This is a genomic window from Providencia vermicola, assembly GCF_010748935.1.
GTDB classification, from domain to species: domain Bacteria; phylum Pseudomonadota; class Gammaproteobacteria; order Enterobacterales; family Enterobacteriaceae; genus Providencia; species Providencia zhejiangensis.
In genome coordinates, this window is sequence record NZ_CP048796.1 from 1,568,251 (window position 1) to 1,585,747 (window position 17,497).

The following is a 17,497-nucleotide window of genomic DNA, read 5'->3' on the forward strand; positions in this document are numbered from 1 at the left end:
AAGATTGATTAGTCTGATAGTTTTTAGAATGAACACTGGTTAATTTATCTTTATTAGTATAATGCTAATACATATTGGTGTTGTAAATGGTGATTTGGTGATTTAGTGATTTTTTAATTATCAATGAGGTCATTTATGACAATGAAAAAATTTGGTTCGAAACATATTAAGCTTGTTGCTTTATCATACCAAGATGAAGGGCAAGAATCTTATCGTTTAGTTAAGTTTTTTAATATAAATAAAAAGCAGGATGATTGTTTATTAATTCCAGCATCAATAATTGCAGTGCCTAATAAACTTAAAAGCCTTCTATTAGAGAATGGCTTTAAACCTAAAGTTATCCATGAGAATTTCAAAGAAGTTTTTGATGTTATTTTAGGTGATTGTGATGAAAGAATTGTACTGTGTAATAAACCAGGTTTTCTTTATGTTGATAATAATTACTACTATATTAAAAATTCAGGAGAGGTATTAGGTGGACATAATAACTTGAAGATATTTCCAAACCCTAATGCTAGAACATTTAATTACTCATGTCAGGCTAAAGGGACATTGGAACAATGGAAGAATAAGGTAGCAGAAACTGCTAAATATAGTCCTTATATTATGCTTGGCTTATGTTCAGCTTTTGCTGGCATGTGCATTTATTTTACAAAAATAGAATCAGGAGGATTTCATGCTCACGGTGAGAGTTCTTCTGGGAAAAGTACAATGTTAGAATCAGCAGCTTCTGTATTTGGAGACTCTTCATACATTCTTGATTGGAATATCACTGAGGCTGCATTTGAGCAGCAAGCGGAGTCTCGTAATCATGGTTTATTATTGACAGACGAACTTATTTTAATAGACTCCAATCGTCAAGCAGCCGCCCAAAAAATGCAAAAGTTTGTGTATATGCTTGGTTCTGGTACTGGTAAGTCAAGAAGTAATACCTATCAAGAACGTTCGGCTAGTTGGCAATTAGTCGCTTTAAGCAACGGAGAAGAAGCTTTAAGCCAACATGCTAGCACTGGTTTAATGAATCGTAAGAATGGTGAAATAGCGCGGTTCATCGATGTTCCTGTTGATTGTGATAATAATATGGGTATTTTTAGTTCATTACCTGAAGGTGTATCGTCATCTGCTGAATATGCAGAATATTTGAAAGAAAATTGCAATAATTATTATGGCACAGCTGGGGATGCATTCGTACGGAAGATACTGGCAAAGGTCAATCAAAAGTCCTATGAGTACATTACTAATAAGCTAAAATATTATATTGCCGAATTCTTAGAGCAGAATGATGTAGGTTCTAATGGATTAGAAAAACGTATAGCTACTCGTTTTGCCTTAGTATACGCAAGTGGGATCCTAGGTATTAAAACTAAGGTTCTCCCCTTTACTGAGAAGGAGGTTTTTGATGGAATTACACATTGTTATCTGAAAGCTATAGATCAAAATCCTATTAAAAAGGTTGTTTTCAATCAAAAACTATTAGATGCATTGAAAAAGCCCTGTAAACCGAAAAAGAGCCTAGTAGATGAGAACGAGCTAAATAACTTAGATGTTATTGTTATTAAAATCAAAGGGAAACATTATGCTGCAGTAAAACCATCATTTTTTAATGATAATATCATAGGGAACAAAAAATCTGTGATTAGTCAGTTGGTCTCAGAAGGGCAGTTGCTTACTGATGCCCAAGGCAAAAGCACTCGCCAGTGTAAGGTTAATGGTGTGAAATTGAGTCGCCGTTACTGTTTGAAAGTTGAATAGTCATAACTAAGAAGTAACAGGCTGTATTTATAATCAATATAGCCTGTTACTATCAATATGTTTTCTATCGTTTAGTATGCATATGAGCTATGATAATTATAATATATGAATTTATCATTAGACGCTGTTATTCAAGGAATTATAATGAGCACATTTAACTTCATGAAAGAGGATTTCAAATCAACCTTATTTCCTCTAAAAACGAACATAATTATGTCTGAACTTCATGGGGATGAAATTTCAAAATACATTTATGAAAAAATACTCAGGGATGACCAACCTAATGATAATTTTCTACCTCAGCATAAGGTATATGCAACTAAACCTAAAGGTCATCTACGTAGGACCGTTAAATTAGATCCTGTATCAGAGTTTTTTATATATGATTTAGTTTTGAGAAATAGAACGAAATTTAGAGGAGAAGTGAGCGATACCCGTAGAAGTTTTGGTTATCGAATAGTTGAAGGTTCAAGAGTACCTGTAAATGTAGCCTATTCTAAATACAAACATCATCTTAATAATTGTTCAATGAAGTATAAACATAGTATTCAATTCGATATTGCATCATATTTTAATAGTTTATATCATCATGACCTATCTTATTGGTTTGTAAATAAACAATTTTCAGATATCGATAGTAGTGCCGCTAGTCAATTTTTTCGAGAAATAAATGCAGGTAGAAGTATTGATTTTTTACCACAAGGAATATATCCGTGCAAAATGATTGGAAATGAATTTCTTAAGTTTATTGACTTGTCAGGAACATTAAAATCATCACAATTTGTCAGGTTTATGGATGATTTTACTCTTTTTGATGATGATCCAAGTGTGTTGCGCGAAGACTTTATTAGAATACAAAAATTGTTAGGTAAATATGGATTAAATATAAATCCATCTAAAACATTTTATGATACGAAAATTGGTAATTTACAGGGGCAGCTAAGCGAAATTCGCCAATCATTAAGTGAAATAGTTACGTGGTTTGAAGAGATCGATACTGTGTCAGGTGTGGATATTCAAGAGGTTGAAATTATAGAGGAAAATAGGTTAAGCTCTCTGCAGGTTGAGCAGCTAATGTCTTTATTGATGGATGACTCTATAGAGGAATCTGATGCTGATTTAATATTAAGTTTTTTAAGGAGTCATAGTGAGAATTTGTTAGAAATAATGCCAGTTTTATTATCTAAATTTCCTAATTTGATAAAACATATACACTCTGTTTGTAGTGATATAAAAGATAAAAAAGCTTTGGCTAGGGTTGTTTATGATTATTTAAAATCTGAATCTAACTTTCTAGAATATCAATTGTTTTGGATAGGATGTATATTGGAGGATTATTTACGGGGGCAAGAGTTATATGGAGAATGTTTGATTATAATATTGGAGTTATCAGTAGAATATAACATATCTAAAGCTAAAATTTTAGAAATACCAGAGCTAGGTTTCGGTTTAAAAGAAATAAGAGATGAGTATTTGAAAACAGGACAATCAGATTGGCTATCGTGGTCTTCTGCGATTGGTTCTCGTACTTTACCTTCAGCTGAACGTAATTACGTTCTGAAGTACTTTGCAAAGTGTTCACCTATGAATTTGTTGATTTCAGAATGTGTCAATAAAATATAATTATATGTATCTCGGTTGCTCATGATTTAACCATGGTTAAATTAAAAATTATGGACAAAATAACAGACAAATTTTATATTCCATTTAAAAATGGAATATAAAATTTACACTAGCAATCTTTGATTGCATTTGTAACAAACTCTCCCCACCAATCCATCATTTCGCGCCTTTGTTCAAGATAAATAGCTCTGTTATAAGCACGTCTTACCTCATTACTATCTATATGGGCTAAAGCTGCTTCAATCACATCAGGTTGAAATCCATGCTCATTTAATGCAGTTGATGCAATTGAACGGAATCCATGTGCTACAAGGCGACCTGCAAAGCCAACACGCTTGATAGCCGCATTAACTGTTTGGCTATTCATTGGTTTAGTGTGTGGTGATTTTATACTAGGAAAAATGTGTTCCCTATGACCGCTTATAGGTTTCATAGTTTCTAATATTGCCAATGCTTGAGGAGAGAGAGGTATGATATGTTCTCTTTTCATCTTCATTCTTGCTGGTGGGATAGTCCAAAGCTTATTATCAAGATCGATCTCACACCATGCCGCTTCGGCTGCTTCGGCTGGGCGGGTCATAGTTAATAATTGCCATTGCAGTAAACAATAAGTTTGTCGCTCAATGTTGACTCCTTGGATTGCAGCCATCAATTCAGGAAGCTGATCAGGTTTTAATGCAGGTAAGTTTTTTACAACTGGATTTTCAAAGGCAGCGGTAATTTTTGCAGCAGGGTTAGCATCAAGAAAGCCAACATTCACAGCATAAAACATCACTTCATTAATGCGTTGTGCTACTCGTTTAACTGATTCTAGTTTGCCTTGTGCTTTTAAGGGTTCTAATGCGCTAATAAAATGGCGAGCTTTTAAATCAGTTATTGCTATATCACCAACATTAGGAAGTACATGCAGCTCAAGAGAACGCCAAATATCTTTCAAAGTTGATTCTTGCAAGCTAGATTTACTTTTGATTTTGAACCACTGCTGAGCTATTTTTTCAAAAGTATTATTTTTTTCTTCAAATAGGCGTTGTTCTTCAGCTTTTTTGTGTTCTTGTGGATCTATATTTTTAGCTAGAAGCTCTCGCGCATTTTCTCGTTTAAGCCGAGCCTCTAAAAGGCTAACTGTAGGATAGCTACCAAAGCTAATAAGTGCTCGTTTCTTGGTTATAGGGCGGTAGTAGTTAAAGCGCCATATTTTTGAACCAGTTGTTTTGATTAGTAGATATAAGCCATTTCCATCTTGCAGCGTATAATCTTTATCTTTGGGTTTTGCTGATTTAAGCTTGGTATCACTGAGTGGTACTGTTGTACGCGCCATATAGTTATACGCCTTTTAGTTATACATAAGGGATATAACTAATGATATAACTAAAAATTTTGCTTGTCACTGAACATAACTGACCATTAATACATATAAAAAAAGCCTCCAACTATGATATTGAAGGCTTTTTTAATCATCACTGAGCATCAATGATACTATATTTGGTGGAGCTGGCGGGAGTTGAACCCGCGTCCGAAATTTCTACATCCTCGGTACTACATGCTTAGTCTAGTCTTTAAATTCATTTGCCAGCTGCGGACAGACACGCCACTAACAAACTATCCTGATTAAATTTAACGCTTCAACCCCAGGCAAGGCATCCACGCGATCTCTTTTAGGTTTGACCTCTCTTGATCCCCGTCCTAAGAGCGGAGGCTAGGGAGAGAGGGCTCTATGCAGGTTATTAAGCTGCTAGTGCGTAGTTTTCGTCGTTTGCGACTATTTTTTTGCGGCTTTTATCGAGGCCAACCGCCCCTCGGCATGCACCTTGGGTTTCGCAAATCCCGTCGAATCCAGAATCAGCCCCAAGTTGTTGAACGCAGTATAACAGAAAAATACTCTAAAAAGCTAGAACTTAGCGATTAGAATGTTTCATTATACGTGCTTTATCTAATTGCCACTCACGTTCTTTAATATCAGAACGTTTGTCATGCGCCTTTTTACCTTTTGCTACGCCAATTTTGACTTTGCACCAAGCATTTTTCCAATAAAGGGAAAGGGCGATGACCGTATAGCCTTCACGGTTAACACGACCATAAAGGGTATCTAATTCTCGTTGGTTTAGTAACAACTTCCTGCTACGTGTCGGATCACAGACAACGTGAGATGATGCTACATTCAGTGGTGTGATATTTGCACCAAATAAATAAGCTTCACCATCTCTGAGTAAGACATAGCTATCACCAATGTTAGCTTTGCCAGCACGTAGTGATTTTACTTCCCAACCTTGTAAGGACAGGCCAGCCTCGAACTCTTCTTCGATAGAATATTCGTGGCGAGCACGTTTGTTCAAGGCAATAGTTGCCGAACCAGGTTTATAAGCTTTTTTCTTTGTCATAGTTTGTTCATTATACTGTAAGCTGAAGTTAAATAAATCTTTCTACGTTTAAAAATGTGCCGATTGTGCAATTATTGTGCTTAAGGCGTTTTGTTTTTTGTTTAACCAATCAATAGTGGTATTATATGTGCAGTTTTTGGGGATAGGAATTGATATGCCACAGATTAGTCGCTCTGCGTTAGTGCCATTTAGCGCAGAACAAATGTATAAACTTGTTAATGATGTTATTGCATATCCAAGTTTTTTGCCTGGATGTGTTGGTAGTCGGGTGATTAGTCATAGTGATGATGAGATGACGGCCTCTGTAGAGGTTTCAAAAGCAGGTATTAGTAAAACGTTCATAACCAAAAATGTGTTAGAGGATAATAAAGGTATCCACATGCAATTGGTTGAAGGGCCTTTTCGAAAGCTAACAGGGGGATGGCGTTTTATACCGTTAAGCTCGGATGCGTGTAAGATTGAATTTCACCTTGATTTTGAGTTTACGAATAAGCTGATTGAACTTGCTTTTGGCAAAATCTTTAAAGAATTAGCGAATAACATGGTTCAGGCATTCACGCTCAGAGCAAAGGATGTTTATAGTGTCTGAGTTAAACGTTGAAGTCACTTATGCTTTACCTGAGAAGCAATATCTACTGTCGGTCAATGTCGCTGAAGGGGCAACGGTTGAAGATGCGATTATTGCTTCAGGTATTCTTGCACTACGAGCAGATATTGACCTGAAAAAAAATAAAGTTGGTATCTATAGTCGCCCGGTAAAGCTAAGCGATACATTGAAAGACGGGGACCGTGTTGAAATTTATCGGCCACTGATTGCTGACCCTAAAGAGTTACGCCGTAAAAGAGCTGAAAAATCGAAAGATAACAAAAAATAGTGACTGTTTTTTGTTCCTTCTATTAAACCGAGAGTTCTCTCGGTTTTTTATTGTCCGCTGTAAACCACCAGCTAAGGTGATGATTGAGCCTGTGAGGCTATAGTCTGAAAGAAACCCCATGTCAGAAAACATCCTCTTATTCACCACAAGTACAAAGGAAATCACACGGGTTTTATACACAGTTCATCACATGGTATTGGCACTGCACATATCATCGAGTTTGGACACCTAAATATCGTTATAAGATGTTGAAAGATAAAGTAGTTAAGGCGCTTTATAGAACAATTTATATTCTCTGTAATATGAAGGACTGTGAAGCGCTAGAGCTAAATGTTCAGTCAGACCCTGTCCATACATCGGTAAGTATAAAGTTGTTTCTCTGTTCGGCACCTTAGATGCGATGAGTGAACATTTACATCTAGCTATCTCAGATGAAAATAGCCATGTTCAAGGTGGGCATATGATGAACGGTTGTACCGTTAGAACAACCTTAGAATGAGTCATTGAAGAGTGAGATAACATCACCTTTACTCGAGAATATTATCAAAATGATTTGATCGAGGTGAGGCTGGTTAAAATTGTAATAACTACCTGTATTTATTGATGGCAGGTAGCTATTACAAATTGAGTAAAAAATAGCCAGCCGATGTAAGCTAGCTATTATTTATTAGTCAATTACTGACTTAGCATTTTTTTAGCAGGAGCTGGTTGCTCAGTAGTCGGCATACTGGGCTCTGCTGGGCTAGTAGCAGGTGCTGGCTCAGCAGAAGCTGGTTCAGATGGTGAACTTTCAATTTCTTTGGCTTCCATCGCTTCTTGCTCTGCAAGATTTTTCTCATTTTTGATCTCAGTAAGGATACCGTTGCGATCAAAAGTTAAGGTCAGCGTTTCTTGCTTAACAGGGTCATGACCAAGCTCTTGGCGGAAAACATAGTACCAAGTTTGAGTACCAAACGGGTCGGTTAACATTGGTGTGCCCAAAGTATAAGCGACCTGTTGCTGAGTCATTCCTTTTTGGATCTTAGCAACATCTTTCGCTGTCAGGTAATTACCTTGGTTAATGTCAGGATGATAGACCAAACGTTCCATCATTGAACAGCCCGTGGACATTAATGCGAGTGATAGTGCAGCAGCAGTTAACAGTTTATAACGCATGGATATCTCATTCCTTTTGGAGTCAGAACATCAATGATAATCGACATTGATACAATTTAAAACCTTCCGTATTGACTCTAAGACCATAGGAGAGCAAAAAAGTTGTCAAAATTTATGCTGCGAGTAATTCTTTTGCATTCGCCAGTGTATTTTTGGTCACTTCGCTGCCCGCTAATAAACGTGCAAGTTCTTGTAAACGTGATTTTTTATCTAGCAATTGCATCCGAGTTTCTGTTTCTACGCCATTTGTTTCTTTGCTGACATAAAAATGTTGGTGTCCACACCCTGCAACTTGAGGTAAATGTGTAACGCACATGACTTGAGTGGATTCACCTAATTCACGGAGTAGTCGACCAACAATAGCGGCGGTAGGGCCACTAATTCCGACATCAACTTCATCAAAAATCAGGGCTGGTGTATCCATTTTTTTCGCGGTGATCACTTGGATTGCTAAGGCAATACGTGATAACTCGCCCCCTGACGCAACTTTCGCGAGTGATTGATGCGGTTGCCCTGGGTTTGTTGTAACGTTAAACGCGACTTTGCTTGCACCATCGATTTGCAAATGGTCGGGGGTGAATGTGACATCGATGGTGAAGCGACCATGGGGCATGGAGAGTTGATGCATACTATTTGTGATCAACTGACTGAGCTCTTGAGCATACTCGACACGAACCTGATGTAGCTGTTGAGCGCAGGCAAGCGCATGTTGATGGTCTCGGCGTACTTGTTCACTGAGCATTTCACAGTCATCATTTTGCTCCGCAGTCTTTTGCTGTTCATCTAATAATTGCTGGTATAGCTCAGGTAGCGCTTCAGGCATAATGTGGTGCTTACGAGCAAGATGAATTTGCTTTGAGATACGTTGTTCAAGCTCATACAAACGATTAGGATCTAATTCATATTGATCACAATAATGCCTTAGTTCATCGCTTGCTTCACTCACTTGAATAGAGGCTTCCTCGAGCATATCCAACAAGCTAGAAAACTTAGTATCCAGAGTGGCTAACTCAGTTAACTCATGTTTTGCGCTATTTAGTAAACTTAAAATATTAACGCCATCATTTTCAGACATAATCTGCATTGCATTTTGTCCGAGTGTTAAAAATTGCCCATAATTAGCTAGCTGTTTATATTCTTGTTCAATACTTTCAAATTCCCCTTGGACAGGGTTAAACTCATTTAACTCTTTTAAATGATACTCCAAAAGCTGTTGGCGTGATTCACGCTCCTGCATCTGTTTTTGAAACATGGCGAGTTGTTGGCAGGAGTGATGCCATTGTTGCCAAGCCTGTTTCATATTAGCAAGTTGTGCTTGCTGATTTGCATAAGCATCCAGTAATGATTTTTGGTGTGTATTATCTAAGAGGAGTTGATGCGCGTGCTGGCCATGAATTTGGATCAGTAAGGCACCCAGTTCACGTAATTGAGAAAGAGGGACAGCAGTACCATTGATAAAACCACGAGAGCGGCCATCTAACGTGATCGTACGCCGTAAGAGGCATTCATTATGATTATCCAGTTCGTGAGCGATAAGCCATTTAGCCGCCATATCGGCATCCACTAAGGAAAAACGCGCACATAAGTCAGCTCGTTGTGCGCCAGGGCGGACCATATTCGCATCACCCCGGTTACCTAAGCACAGACCAAGTGCATCAATAGCGATAGATTTACCTGCACCAGTTTCACCTGTAATTGTGGTCATACCGCTACGGAAATCAATTTCCAGATCACGAACGATAGCAAAATTATTAATGGTAAGTTGGGTAAGCATCTGCGCTCTCCTGTAAAAATACACACCTGTGTTTGTATACAGTGTATCCTGTTTTTTTATACAGTAAAGAGGCAGATGAAAAAAATTAGAAAGTTTTTTTAGCCCAACCCAATTTTGAACTTAATGTATTGAAATAATTGTAATCTTTAGGGTGAATGAGATTAAGGCTTTTGTTACTACGCTGTATAACAACCTCTTCACCATCTTGGATGGGTAACATAATTTGGCTATCACAACTCACTTCATAGTCAATGTTACTACGTAAAAATTTAAGTCGGATACGGCTGTCACTGCTGATAACCAGTGGGCGTGATGACAGGGTATGAGGAAACATCGGAACGAGTACAATCGCATCTAAATTAGGTGTCAGAATAGGCCCTCCGGCAGAGAGCGAATATGCTGTCGACCCCGTTGGTGTGGCAATGATTAAGCCATCTGAGCGTTGTGAAAAGGCAAAACGATCATCAATATAGACTTCAAACTCAATCATATGAGCAACTTTGCCGGGGTGGAGAACCACTTCATTAATCGCGCTACTTTTACGCGCTTTTTGGTTTGGTTTGATGACTTGAGCTTCAAGTAAAAAACGCTGCTCTTCTCGGTATTCACCATCAAGAACCCGTGAAAGTTGTTGCAAAGCGTTGTCTGGGTCAAGGTCGGTAAGGAAACCAAGATTGCCGCGGTTGATACCAATCACTTTGTTATTGTAACGGGATAAAATTCGGGCGGCTCCCAGCATGTTGCCATCGCCTCCGACAACAATCACTAAGTCTGCTTGTTGACCGATCTCTGTTAAGTTTCCCGTATTCGCATTTTGGAGTTTTAAATCTTTGGCAACTTGCTTATCAATAATGGCGTGATAGTTTTTAGATAATAGCCAATTATAGATTAATTCATGGGTAGCCAAAGCTTCGGGGTGGCGTGGGTGACCAACGATACCGATGGTTCGAAAAATGGTTTGGTGCGTGCTTTTATCCTGACGCATAATTTTTTGGCCTCTCATTGCATGACGTCCCTTGAATCCCTGTTTTATATCCCCATAATACTCTAATAAATGGGATTAATGCTAAATACGCGGAGATATTCATGAGTAGTAAAGAACAAAACATGCATGATGAGCAAGCCCCTGAGCTGAATGAAGTCCAAAAATCGGAGTCAGAGCAAGAGCAAGAAGCGCAGCAGGCTGAGTCACAGGCAGAGGTGCAAGCGTTAGCAGCGCGTATTGCTGAGCTTGAAGAACAACTCGCAGCTTCACAAAAAGTTGAGCGTGAAGCGATGTTACGTGCGCAAGCTGAAATTGAGAATATTCGTCGCCGTACAGAACAAGATATCGAAAAAGCACATAAATTTGCGCTTGAGAAGTTTTCTAACGAGTTATTGCCTGTTATCGATAATTTAGAGCGCGCAATTGATGCCGCGGATCACGAAAGTGAAACGTCGAAGGCGATGTTAGAGGGCTTAGATTTGACACTGAAATCATTTTTAAATGCTGTAGGTAAATTCGGCATTGAAGTGGTTGGTGAATCTAATGTGGCATTTAACCCTGAAATACATCAGGCTATGACGATGATTGAGTCGCCTGATCATCAACCAAACCATGTTATTGACGTGATGCAGAAGGGCTATCTATTAAACGGTCGTTTGTTAAGACCGGCAATGGTTATCGTCTCTAAATAAGGTCGCGTGAATGATGAAACCGGGTCACTTATGTATTACCCGGTTCAGACGGCTGACAAACCTATGATGTTTGGCGGCAAGTCGAACAGGTTTTGAAAATAAACGAGGAAAATCAATTTATTGATTTTCGGCTGATAACACAAAGCGGGAAAACCACACTTTATCCCGCTTTGTCAACAACCTCAACCGGGTCACTTATGTGTTACCCGGTTTTTTTATGGCGATAAAACGTCACGCTTCAATGACGGGAGTCCAATCTATTGGTGTGAGGCCTTGTTGTTGTAGCAGCGCATTCGTTTGTGAAAAGTGTCCACATCCCAAAAAGCCACGATGCGCAGAGAGTGGAGAAGGGTGCGGTGCTTTTAATACATGATGGCGTTTGGTATTAATGATCTTGCCTTTTTTCTGAGCATGTGAGCCCCATAATAAGAAAATGACCCCCTCTCTGTGCTCATTAATTGCGGCAATCACTTTATCTGTAAATGTTTCCCATCCTAAATGCGCGTGGGAATGCGCATTACCTTGTTCAACCGTTAATACGGTATTGAGTAAAAGCACCCCCTGTTTAGCCCAACTGAGTAAATAACCGTGATCAGGGCGTTTAAAACCTGGGATATCCTTTTCTAACTCTTTATACATATTGACTAATGAAGGGGGTGGCTTAATGCCGGGTAGCACTGAAAAAGATAGGCCATGAGCCTGCCCTGGGCCGTGATAAGGGTCTTGCCCTAAAATGACGACTTTAACGTCAGCGAGCTCGGTATATCTAAAGGCATTAAACACATCTTGTTGAGGCGGATAAATAATTTTTCCGTTTTGACGTTCATTCGCCACATAGGCGAGAGTGTCTTTAAAGTAACTTTGTGTTTTTTCTGAACCAATAACATCGTGCCAAGTTGGAGTATTTGACATGAAAATTCCTATAACAACCAAATTATAGCTATAAGCTTACTGGTTAAGTTGCGAGAGATAAAGATGAGTTTTCGCTTAAATCATTAAAAAATAGTTTAAAAACAGCAAAAAAAATTGATTTCAATAAATGATAAAAATTGATTTAAAACATGGTGTTGAGTTAATGAGCGTTAATTCCCTCTGGAAATTATTGATAAATATCAAAGAAGCCCTAGGTTCTTGCTGGTATATAATGTGTAGAGAAATTGGTTAGACCAAATATTTAACTGACAGTCAAATGATGGGATTGATCTCAATCCTGCTCGAGCGTGGAGGTCGACATGATTACAGGTATTCAAATTACTAAAACTGACAATGCTGCATTACTAAACTCTTTTTGGTTACTTGATGAAGAGAAAAATGAAGCACGTTGTGTCTGTGCAAAAGCAGATTACAGTGAAGGGCAAATTGTGGCTAAAGATGAACTCGGTGCTTTTGAGTATCGTGAAGTGCCTTTAGAAGTCAAACCAACCGTCCGTGTTGAAGGTGGTCAGCATTTAAACGTCAACGTGTTAAGCCGTGAGACTTTAGAAGATGCGGTTAAAAACCCTGAAAAATACCCACAATTAACGATTCGTGTTTCGGGTTATGCAGTGCGTTTCAACTCATTAACGCCAGAACAACAACGTGATGTTATTACTCGTACTTTCACTGAAAGCCTGTAATAACGATATTGTTCAAGATAAAAGTATTAGCCTATAACTAATTTATAAAGCCATTGAATTCAATGGCTTTTTTATGCCCATCTAACAAAGTACATTCTTTTTCCCTTCTGGATTTTCCCTTTTAATGTTGTTTCCTATCACCATTATTTGGGAGGCTTTATGTCCTCAATTAACCAAAATATGCAAATTGAACCTGATAATCAAATTGCTATGATCCAAGAAATCATCAGCATTTATTTGAAGAAGAAGGGGTCATTGCCACAGTGTGCTCATCAAATGGAGGAGCCAGAACAATTATCATTTCAGCAATTTTTTGGTCGTGATCCACAAAATTATGATTATTTGATGGGGTTAATTGCGTATGGCGCTTATTTTTCGGATTGGGAAAATAGATATGGTGTTGAGCGTCTTAACCATCAGCAACTGAGTGACATTGGCGTTGATCCAAGACTGTTATCTGATAAGGCGACAGGCTTTGAAGCGCATATTTGTCGCATGAATGATTTATATATTATTAGCTTTGCTGGCTCAAATGAGCTCATTGATTTTTATGCGGATATACGGCAAGGGATTGGTTGCTTTGAACCTCAATATTTTCAAGCGGTTAATTTAACTAATGTGTTATTTAACGCGTCAAAAGGAAATATGATCTGTGTCGGTCATTCTTTAGGGGGAGGGCTTGCAACTTTTGCTTCCTTAGCTAGCCAAACCCCCTGTATTGGATATACGCCAGCAGGAATTGCCAAAAATACGTTACGGCAGATTGGGATGGATTATCAAGAAGCGAAAAAAATGGCAGAAAATGGTTTATCGCGTTTTTATGTTGTTCGTTACGATTGGTTAGATTTACTACAATCGCTATCGCCTTTTCCATCCGCATTAGGGAGTCGAATACTGTTAGATTATTATGATGACAGGAAATCATGGCGTGACTGGTTACCTCATCGCATAGTGACTCGTAATTTTATTGCCCATACGATGCCTAAAATACTCAAAATGATGTGTCATTTTGCGCCTTGGTCAAATTATCAAAAGGTTGTTAATGATGATTTTGATAAGCAATTAGAGGAGTTTAGTTGTAACGTATCATCCAGCCATGATCATTATACCGAATGCTGGCAAAACTGTTGTGAAAACAGTATTAGGCAAGGGAATATAACGGAATTTTCAAGATTAGTCGCAATTAGCAATAAAACGGCGCAGTTTGATGAATTAGTCAGTTATACCGTCAGATCAACAGATCCTGAGTTTATGCAAATCTTGCTGAATTCTTTCTATGCCAAGGAAATCAAAAAAACACATTTGGCCGACAATCGAAGCTATTTACACCTTGCTGCTCAATCAGGAAGGTTGGAACAATCGAAAGTGTTGTTGCAAAGCGGATTTGCGGTGAATGTCGTTGATGACTTTGGGAATACACCATTACATGATGCGCTAGGTAGTCATGCGTTATCCGTCGCTGAGTATTTATTAAATAAAGGTGCTGATTGGAGGGTTAAAAATCACCGAGGGTATAACTGTCGCGATGTATTAAAAAATCATATGGTTAAGGCTGACTGGTTATCTTCACAAGGACGTATAATACGCGAAAGATTGATGGCCAAAATGTCGTAATCAAAAAACGGGCCTAAGCCCGTTAAGTCATTTATTCAGATTTTTGATGACTAGGTTCTGAAGCTGTTGTCACGGGTTTACGGCGTTTACCGATGTTCTTTTTATCACGATGACGGACTTTAGCTTTTTTCTTCGATTCTTCTTCTTTTTTCTTTTCTTTACGTTTAGCGAGCACTTTCTTAGATGGTTTTGGTTTGTTCATCATTGATGCAGAAGGTGCTTTAGTTGATGGACGTAAAGAATCGACAACACGCATTTTTATAGGATCTTCAATATAACGTGTCACTTTACCGAATAAAGGGTAATCGTGTGATTCAATCAGTGAAATCGCGGTACCTTTTCGGCCAGCACGACCGGTACGACCAATACGATGCAGATAAACGTCAGCAGTCCGTGGCATATCAAAGTTAAACACATGGCTGACATTTTCGATATCTAAACCTCGAGAGGCCACATCGGTAGCCACAAGAACTTTGACTTGGCCTGAAACTAAACGGCGAACCGCTTCATTACGTTTTGCTTGAACCATTTCTCCTTCAAGATAGCAAGGCTCAATACCCGCATCACGTAACCACTGAACAACTTCGCGCACACGTTCACGTTTGCGAACAAACACAATTGATTTCGTCACATCGCTCTGTGCAATGAGATGGCATAACAAGGCGGTTTTGTGTTCTAAATTATCTGCACGATAGTAAAATTGCTGTATTTTTTTCCGTTCGCGGCGGGAAGATTCAGCGTCGATCTCAACGGGGTCTTCCAACAGACGCTCGGAGAAGTCACGAATCGCCTCGCCTTCAAGAGTCGCAGAAAACAGCATCGTTTGCTTACGCCAGCGTGTTTCCCCCGCAATTGTTTCAATATCATTAGCAAAGCCCATGTCGAGCATACGGTCTGCTTCATCAAGAATGAGAATTTCAACAGCACGGCAGTCAAAATTTTCTTCTTTAATGTATTGAAGTAAGCGACCTGTTGTTGCAACAACAATATCTTGGTTTTCGCTAAAGACTTCAGCATGGTTCATATAGGCGACACCACCAGTGATTGTCGCGACATCAAGATGATTATGTGCACATAATTCTTTTGCTTGATCTGCAACCTGCATCGCGAGTTCGCGAGTTGGCGTTAATACAAGAACTCGCGGAGGGCCTGATTTTTTTCTTGGAAAATCAAGTAAATGTTGGATGGCTGGTAGCAAGAATGCCGCGGTTTTCCCTGTACCAGTTGGGGCTGAACCTAAAACGTCACGGCCATCCATCGCCGCAGGGATAGCGGCTGCCTGAATTGCAGTAGGGCGTTCATAGCCTTTATCTGCCAGCGCGTTGATCAGGCTTTCATCTAATTCAAGTTCAGAAAATGTGGTTGCAGTCATGATATACCTCTATTTGGGGCGCTGATTATAAACAGGTTAGCCAAATTGTTCATTATAAAATATAGATCTTTTAGCAAAGTGTACCTGTTTTAGCGTTTAACGGGCAGTCTTATTGCCAGAAAGCGTGCTTTTCCGAGGTGAAAAGCACGCATGCCCAAGAAGATTAACTGAGGATGTTAATTAACCAAGTGTGGTAAGGAATACCCACTAAATCAATGAGTACAGCTCCACTTAATGGAACAATCATGAAGGCTTTCATGGAAACTTGCTTATAGCGTTCACACACGGAAGACATGTTTGCCATTGCATTCGGGGTCGCTCCTAATCCGTGCCCCATTAATCCTGCACACATAACGGCAGCGTCGTAGTTTTTGCCGAGGAGTCTAAAGATAACGAATACCACTAACAGAATTAATACCACGACCTGAGCAAAAAGAATGATAAAGAGGGGTAAGGCAACATCTTTCAGTTCCCAAATCTTAAGGGACATCATTGCCATGGTTAAAAATAGGCCGAGAGAAACTTCAGAAATTAAATCGACAGATTTTTGGTTAATTTTAAATAGATGAACTTGGTCGTTGATATTACGAATGACAATCGCAATGATCATTGCTCCCACATAACTGGGTAAAGAGAAGCCCGTCGCTTTGGTAAATTGTGCTGACGCAAATTGCCCAATGACCATGATACCTAATACTAATGCCAACATTTTTAAAAAGGCATGGGCATCAATAGACTCAATTTTACTTGAAATGGTTTCGGTGACTTTTGGACTGGTGACGGTCTCATCGGCTTGAATAGTCACACGATGCTTTTTGATTAAGAAAGAGGCGATTGGTCCACCTAATAAGCTGCCAGTAATTAAACCAAAAGTCGCTGCTGCAATGGCGGCAACTGTTGCTGATTGTACACCTAAGCCTTCGGCCATTTGACCAAATGCGGCTGCACCACCATGACCACCAGTTAAAGAGACGCCTCCTGCCATCACGCCAATGACGGGGTTGATATCTAATAAATGTGCGAGTCCGGCACCAAAGGTGTCTTGGAATAATACGGTAAACCAACAAATAAATAAGTAGATAAACAGTAGACGCCCGCCACTTTTTAGAATACGGAAGCTGCCATCAATTCCGATTGTTGTGAAGAAAGCAACCATTAAAAAAGTCTGTAGGCTGGTATCAAAATGGATTTCAGCCAAATTAAAGGATTTCAGTCCCCAAATAATGAGACTCACTAAAAAGCCACCGATAACAGGTGATGGAATACAAAAGCGTTGTAACCATTCAATACGCTTTTTTAAGTGAATGCCCATTAGGAGGCACAGTACCGTAAGGAGGAGTGTAGATAATGTATCGAGTTGTAATGTCATATGGATGTTTCCCTGTGTAATCTATAACCGTTCTCGCCATTTGCCGTTTTTGGCGACACGCCTACGCTCTAGCCACAGTGTGAATGTCTCTAAAGAAGTATTCGGCTACCCTTTCGCAACAGTTTAATTCTCAAGTTTTAAATTTTTATTTTGTGGTTAACGTCATAAAATAAACTTTAATGTTAAAACTGTTGCGATATTTTTTTGTCAGTATTGTTTTAATTACTGTTATGGTTATTGGGTTACAAATGTATTGAACGGTATATTTATCAGTCGCGTTGTTGTGTTTGTT

General features: G+C 39.0%; 15 protein-coding genes, 1 other RNA gene and 2 pseudogenes. 9 read left to right on the plus strand and 9 right to left on the minus strand.

The features are described from left to right. The first annotated feature begins 135 nt into the window (after positions 1–135). Together G3341_RS06895 and drt5 are read left to right on the plus strand one after the other, a co-directional pair. Complete coding sequence (locus tag G3341_RS06895; RefSeq protein ID WP_163861002.1) at positions 136–1,752, plus strand: DUF927 domain-containing protein; 1,617 nt, start codon at positions 136–138, stop codon at positions 1,750–1,752. 144 nt (positions 1,753–1,896) lie between these two features. Further along, positions 1,897–3,375 (plus strand): antiviral reverse transcriptase Drt5, encoded by a 1,479-nt coding sequence (gene drt5, locus G3341_RS06900; RefSeq protein ID WP_244316488.1) that lies wholly within the window; start codon positions 1,897–1,899, stop codon positions 3,373–3,375. 109 nt (positions 3,376–3,484) lie between these two features. Here drt5 and G3341_RS06905 read toward each other — a convergent pair whose 3' ends face one another. The 3 genes from G3341_RS06905 to smpB all read right to left on the minus strand — a co-directional run bounded on the left by G3341_RS06905 (position 3,485) and on the right by smpB (position 5,753). Beyond that, complete coding sequence (locus G3341_RS06905) at positions 3,485–4,693, minus strand: integrase domain-containing protein (RefSeq protein ID WP_163861003.1); 1,209 nt, start codon at positions 4,691–4,693, stop codon at positions 3,485–3,487. Between the two features lie 165 nt (positions 4,694–4,858). Next, positions 4,859–5,222: a transfer-messenger RNA gene (ssrA, locus tag G3341_RS06910) on the minus strand. A gap of 48 nt (positions 5,223–5,270) precedes the next feature. Next, entirely contained in the window at positions 5,271–5,753 is a 483-nt protein-coding gene (smpB, locus tag G3341_RS06915) for an SsrA-binding protein SmpB (RefSeq protein WP_154624285.1), read from the minus strand. A gap of 154 nt (positions 5,754–5,907) precedes the next feature. Here smpB and G3341_RS06920 point away from each other — a divergent pair, with 154 nt between their 5' ends. From G3341_RS06920 to G3341_RS06935, 4 genes and pseudogenes are all read left to right on the plus strand, one after another. Then, positions 5,908–6,342 carry a type II toxin-antitoxin system RatA family toxin gene (locus tag G3341_RS06920; protein WP_154624286.1) on the plus strand — a complete coding sequence of 145 codons (435 nt, stop codon included), beginning with the start codon at positions 5,908–5,910 and terminating at the stop codon, positions 6,340–6,342. Continuing rightward, positions 6,335–6,628, plus strand: a complete 294-nt coding sequence (locus G3341_RS06925; RefSeq protein WP_163861004.1) for an RnfH family protein — start codon at positions 6,335–6,337, stop codon at positions 6,626–6,628. Before G3341_RS06920 ends, G3341_RS06925 begins: the two co-directional genes overlap by 8 nt. Before the next feature lie 138 nt (positions 6,629–6,766). Beyond that, positions 6,767–6,996, plus strand: a pseudogene (locus tag G3341_RS06930) (transposase); the annotation flags it as partial. Further along, a pseudogene (locus G3341_RS06935) lies at positions 6,987–7,124 on the plus strand (PCC domain-containing protein); the annotation flags it as partial. The pseudogenes G3341_RS06930 and G3341_RS06935, both read left to right, overlap by 10 nt. A gap of 179 nt (positions 7,125–7,303) precedes the next feature. Here the strand turns inward: G3341_RS06935 and bamE are convergent. The 3 genes from bamE to nadK form a co-directional block, all read right to left on the minus strand. Beyond that, positions 7,304–7,783 carry an outer membrane protein assembly factor BamE gene (bamE, locus tag G3341_RS06940; protein WP_154624288.1) on the minus strand — a complete coding sequence of 160 codons (480 nt, stop codon included), beginning with the start codon at positions 7,781–7,783 and terminating at the stop codon, positions 7,304–7,306. Between the two features lie 112 nt (positions 7,784–7,895). After that, a complete protein-coding gene (gene recN, locus G3341_RS06945) occupies positions 7,896–9,557 on the minus strand; it encodes a DNA repair protein RecN (RefSeq protein WP_163861005.1) in 1,662 nt (553 codons plus the stop codon). 85 nt (positions 9,558–9,642) lie between these two features. Then, on the minus strand, positions 9,643–10,542 hold the full coding sequence (gene nadK / locus G3341_RS06950) for an NAD(+) kinase (RefSeq protein ID WP_195848186.1): 900 nt from the start codon (positions 10,540–10,542) through the stop codon (positions 9,643–9,645). Between the two features lie 101 nt (positions 10,543–10,643). On the opposite strand from nadK, the gene grpE reads away from it, so the two are divergent. Continuing rightward, a complete protein-coding gene (gene grpE / locus G3341_RS06955; RefSeq protein ID WP_154624291.1) occupies positions 10,644–11,234 on the plus strand; it encodes a nucleotide exchange factor GrpE in 591 nt (196 codons plus the stop codon). Positions 11,235–11,465: 231 nt separating this feature from the next. Here grpE and ung read toward each other — a convergent pair whose 3' ends face one another. Continuing rightward, a complete protein-coding gene (gene ung, locus G3341_RS06960) occupies positions 11,466–12,146 on the minus strand; it encodes a uracil-DNA glycosylase (protein ID WP_154624292.1) in 681 nt (226 codons plus the stop codon). 320 nt (positions 12,147–12,466) lie between these two features. Here ung and grcA point away from each other — a divergent pair, with 320 nt between their 5' ends. Continuing rightward, on the plus strand, positions 12,467–12,850 hold the full coding sequence (gene grcA / locus G3341_RS06965; protein ID WP_154624293.1) for an autonomous glycyl radical cofactor GrcA: 384 nt from the start codon (positions 12,467–12,469) through the stop codon (positions 12,848–12,850). 159 nt (positions 12,851–13,009) lie between these two features. Next, positions 13,010–14,464 carry an ankyrin repeat domain-containing protein gene (locus tag G3341_RS06970; RefSeq protein WP_154624294.1) on the plus strand — a complete coding sequence of 485 codons (1,455 nt, stop codon included), beginning with the start codon at positions 13,010–13,012 and terminating at the stop codon, positions 14,462–14,464. A gap of 31 nt (positions 14,465–14,495) precedes the next feature. Here G3341_RS06970 and srmB read toward each other — a convergent pair whose 3' ends face one another. Next, the gene (gene srmB, locus G3341_RS06975) at positions 14,496–15,836 is read right to left on the minus strand and encodes an ATP-dependent RNA helicase SrmB (RefSeq protein ID WP_163861006.1); all 1,341 of its coding nucleotides are present in this window, start codon (positions 15,834–15,836) and stop codon (positions 14,496–14,498) included. A 163-nt stretch (positions 15,837–15,999) separates the two neighbouring features. After that, a complete protein-coding gene (gltS, locus tag G3341_RS06980; protein WP_154624296.1) occupies positions 16,000–17,205 on the minus strand; it encodes a sodium/glutamate symporter in 1,206 nt (401 codons plus the stop codon). Positions 17,206–17,497: the final 292 nt, after the last annotated feature.

Excerpts from the sequence above, each read along its gene's own strand:
- nadK (WP_195848186.1), bottom strand. The coding sequence starts at position 10,542 with ATGCGTCAGGATAAAAGCACGCACCAAACCATTTTTCGAACCATCGGT.
- G3341_RS06920 (WP_154624286.1), top strand. The coding sequence starts at position 5,908 with ATGCCACAGATTAGTCGCTCTGCGTTAGTGCCATTTAGCGCAGAACAA.
- grpE (WP_154624291.1), top strand. The coding sequence starts at position 10,644 with ATGAGTAGTAAAGAACAAAACATGCATGATGAGCAAGCCCCTGAGCTG.
- G3341_RS06970 (WP_154624294.1), top strand. The coding sequence starts at position 13,010 with ATGTCCTCAATTAACCAAAATATGCAAATTGAACCTGATAATCAAATT.
- recN (WP_163861005.1), bottom strand. The coding sequence starts at position 9,557 with ATGCTTACCCAACTTACCATTAATAATTTTGCTATCGTTCGTGATCTG.
- drt5 (WP_244316488.1), top strand. The coding sequence starts at position 1,897 with ATGAGCACATTTAACTTCATGAAAGAGGATTTCAAATCAACCTTATTT.
- srmB (WP_163861006.1), bottom strand. The coding sequence starts at position 15,836 with ATGACTGCAACCACATTTTCTGAACTTGAATTAGATGAAAGCCTGATC.
- gltS (WP_154624296.1), bottom strand. The coding sequence starts at position 17,205 with ATGACATTACAACTCGATACATTATCTACACTCCTCCTTACGGTACTG.
- G3341_RS06895 (WP_163861002.1), top strand. The coding sequence starts at position 136 with ATGACAATGAAAAAATTTGGTTCGAAACATATTAAGCTTGTTGCTTTA.
- G3341_RS06905 (WP_163861003.1), bottom strand. The coding sequence starts at position 4,693 with ATGGCGCGTACAACAGTACCACTCAGTGATACCAAGCTTAAATCAGCA.
- smpB (WP_154624285.1), bottom strand. The coding sequence starts at position 5,753 with ATGACAAAGAAAAAAGCTTATAAACCTGGTTCGGCAACTATTGCCTTG.
- bamE (WP_154624288.1), bottom strand. The coding sequence starts at position 7,783 with ATGCGTTATAAACTGTTAACTGCTGCTGCACTATCACTCGCATTAATG.
- grcA (WP_154624293.1), top strand. The coding sequence starts at position 12,467 with ATGATTACAGGTATTCAAATTACTAAAACTGACAATGCTGCATTACTA.
- ung (WP_154624292.1), bottom strand. The coding sequence starts at position 12,146 with ATGTCAAATACTCCAACTTGGCACGATGTTATTGGTTCAGAAAAAACA.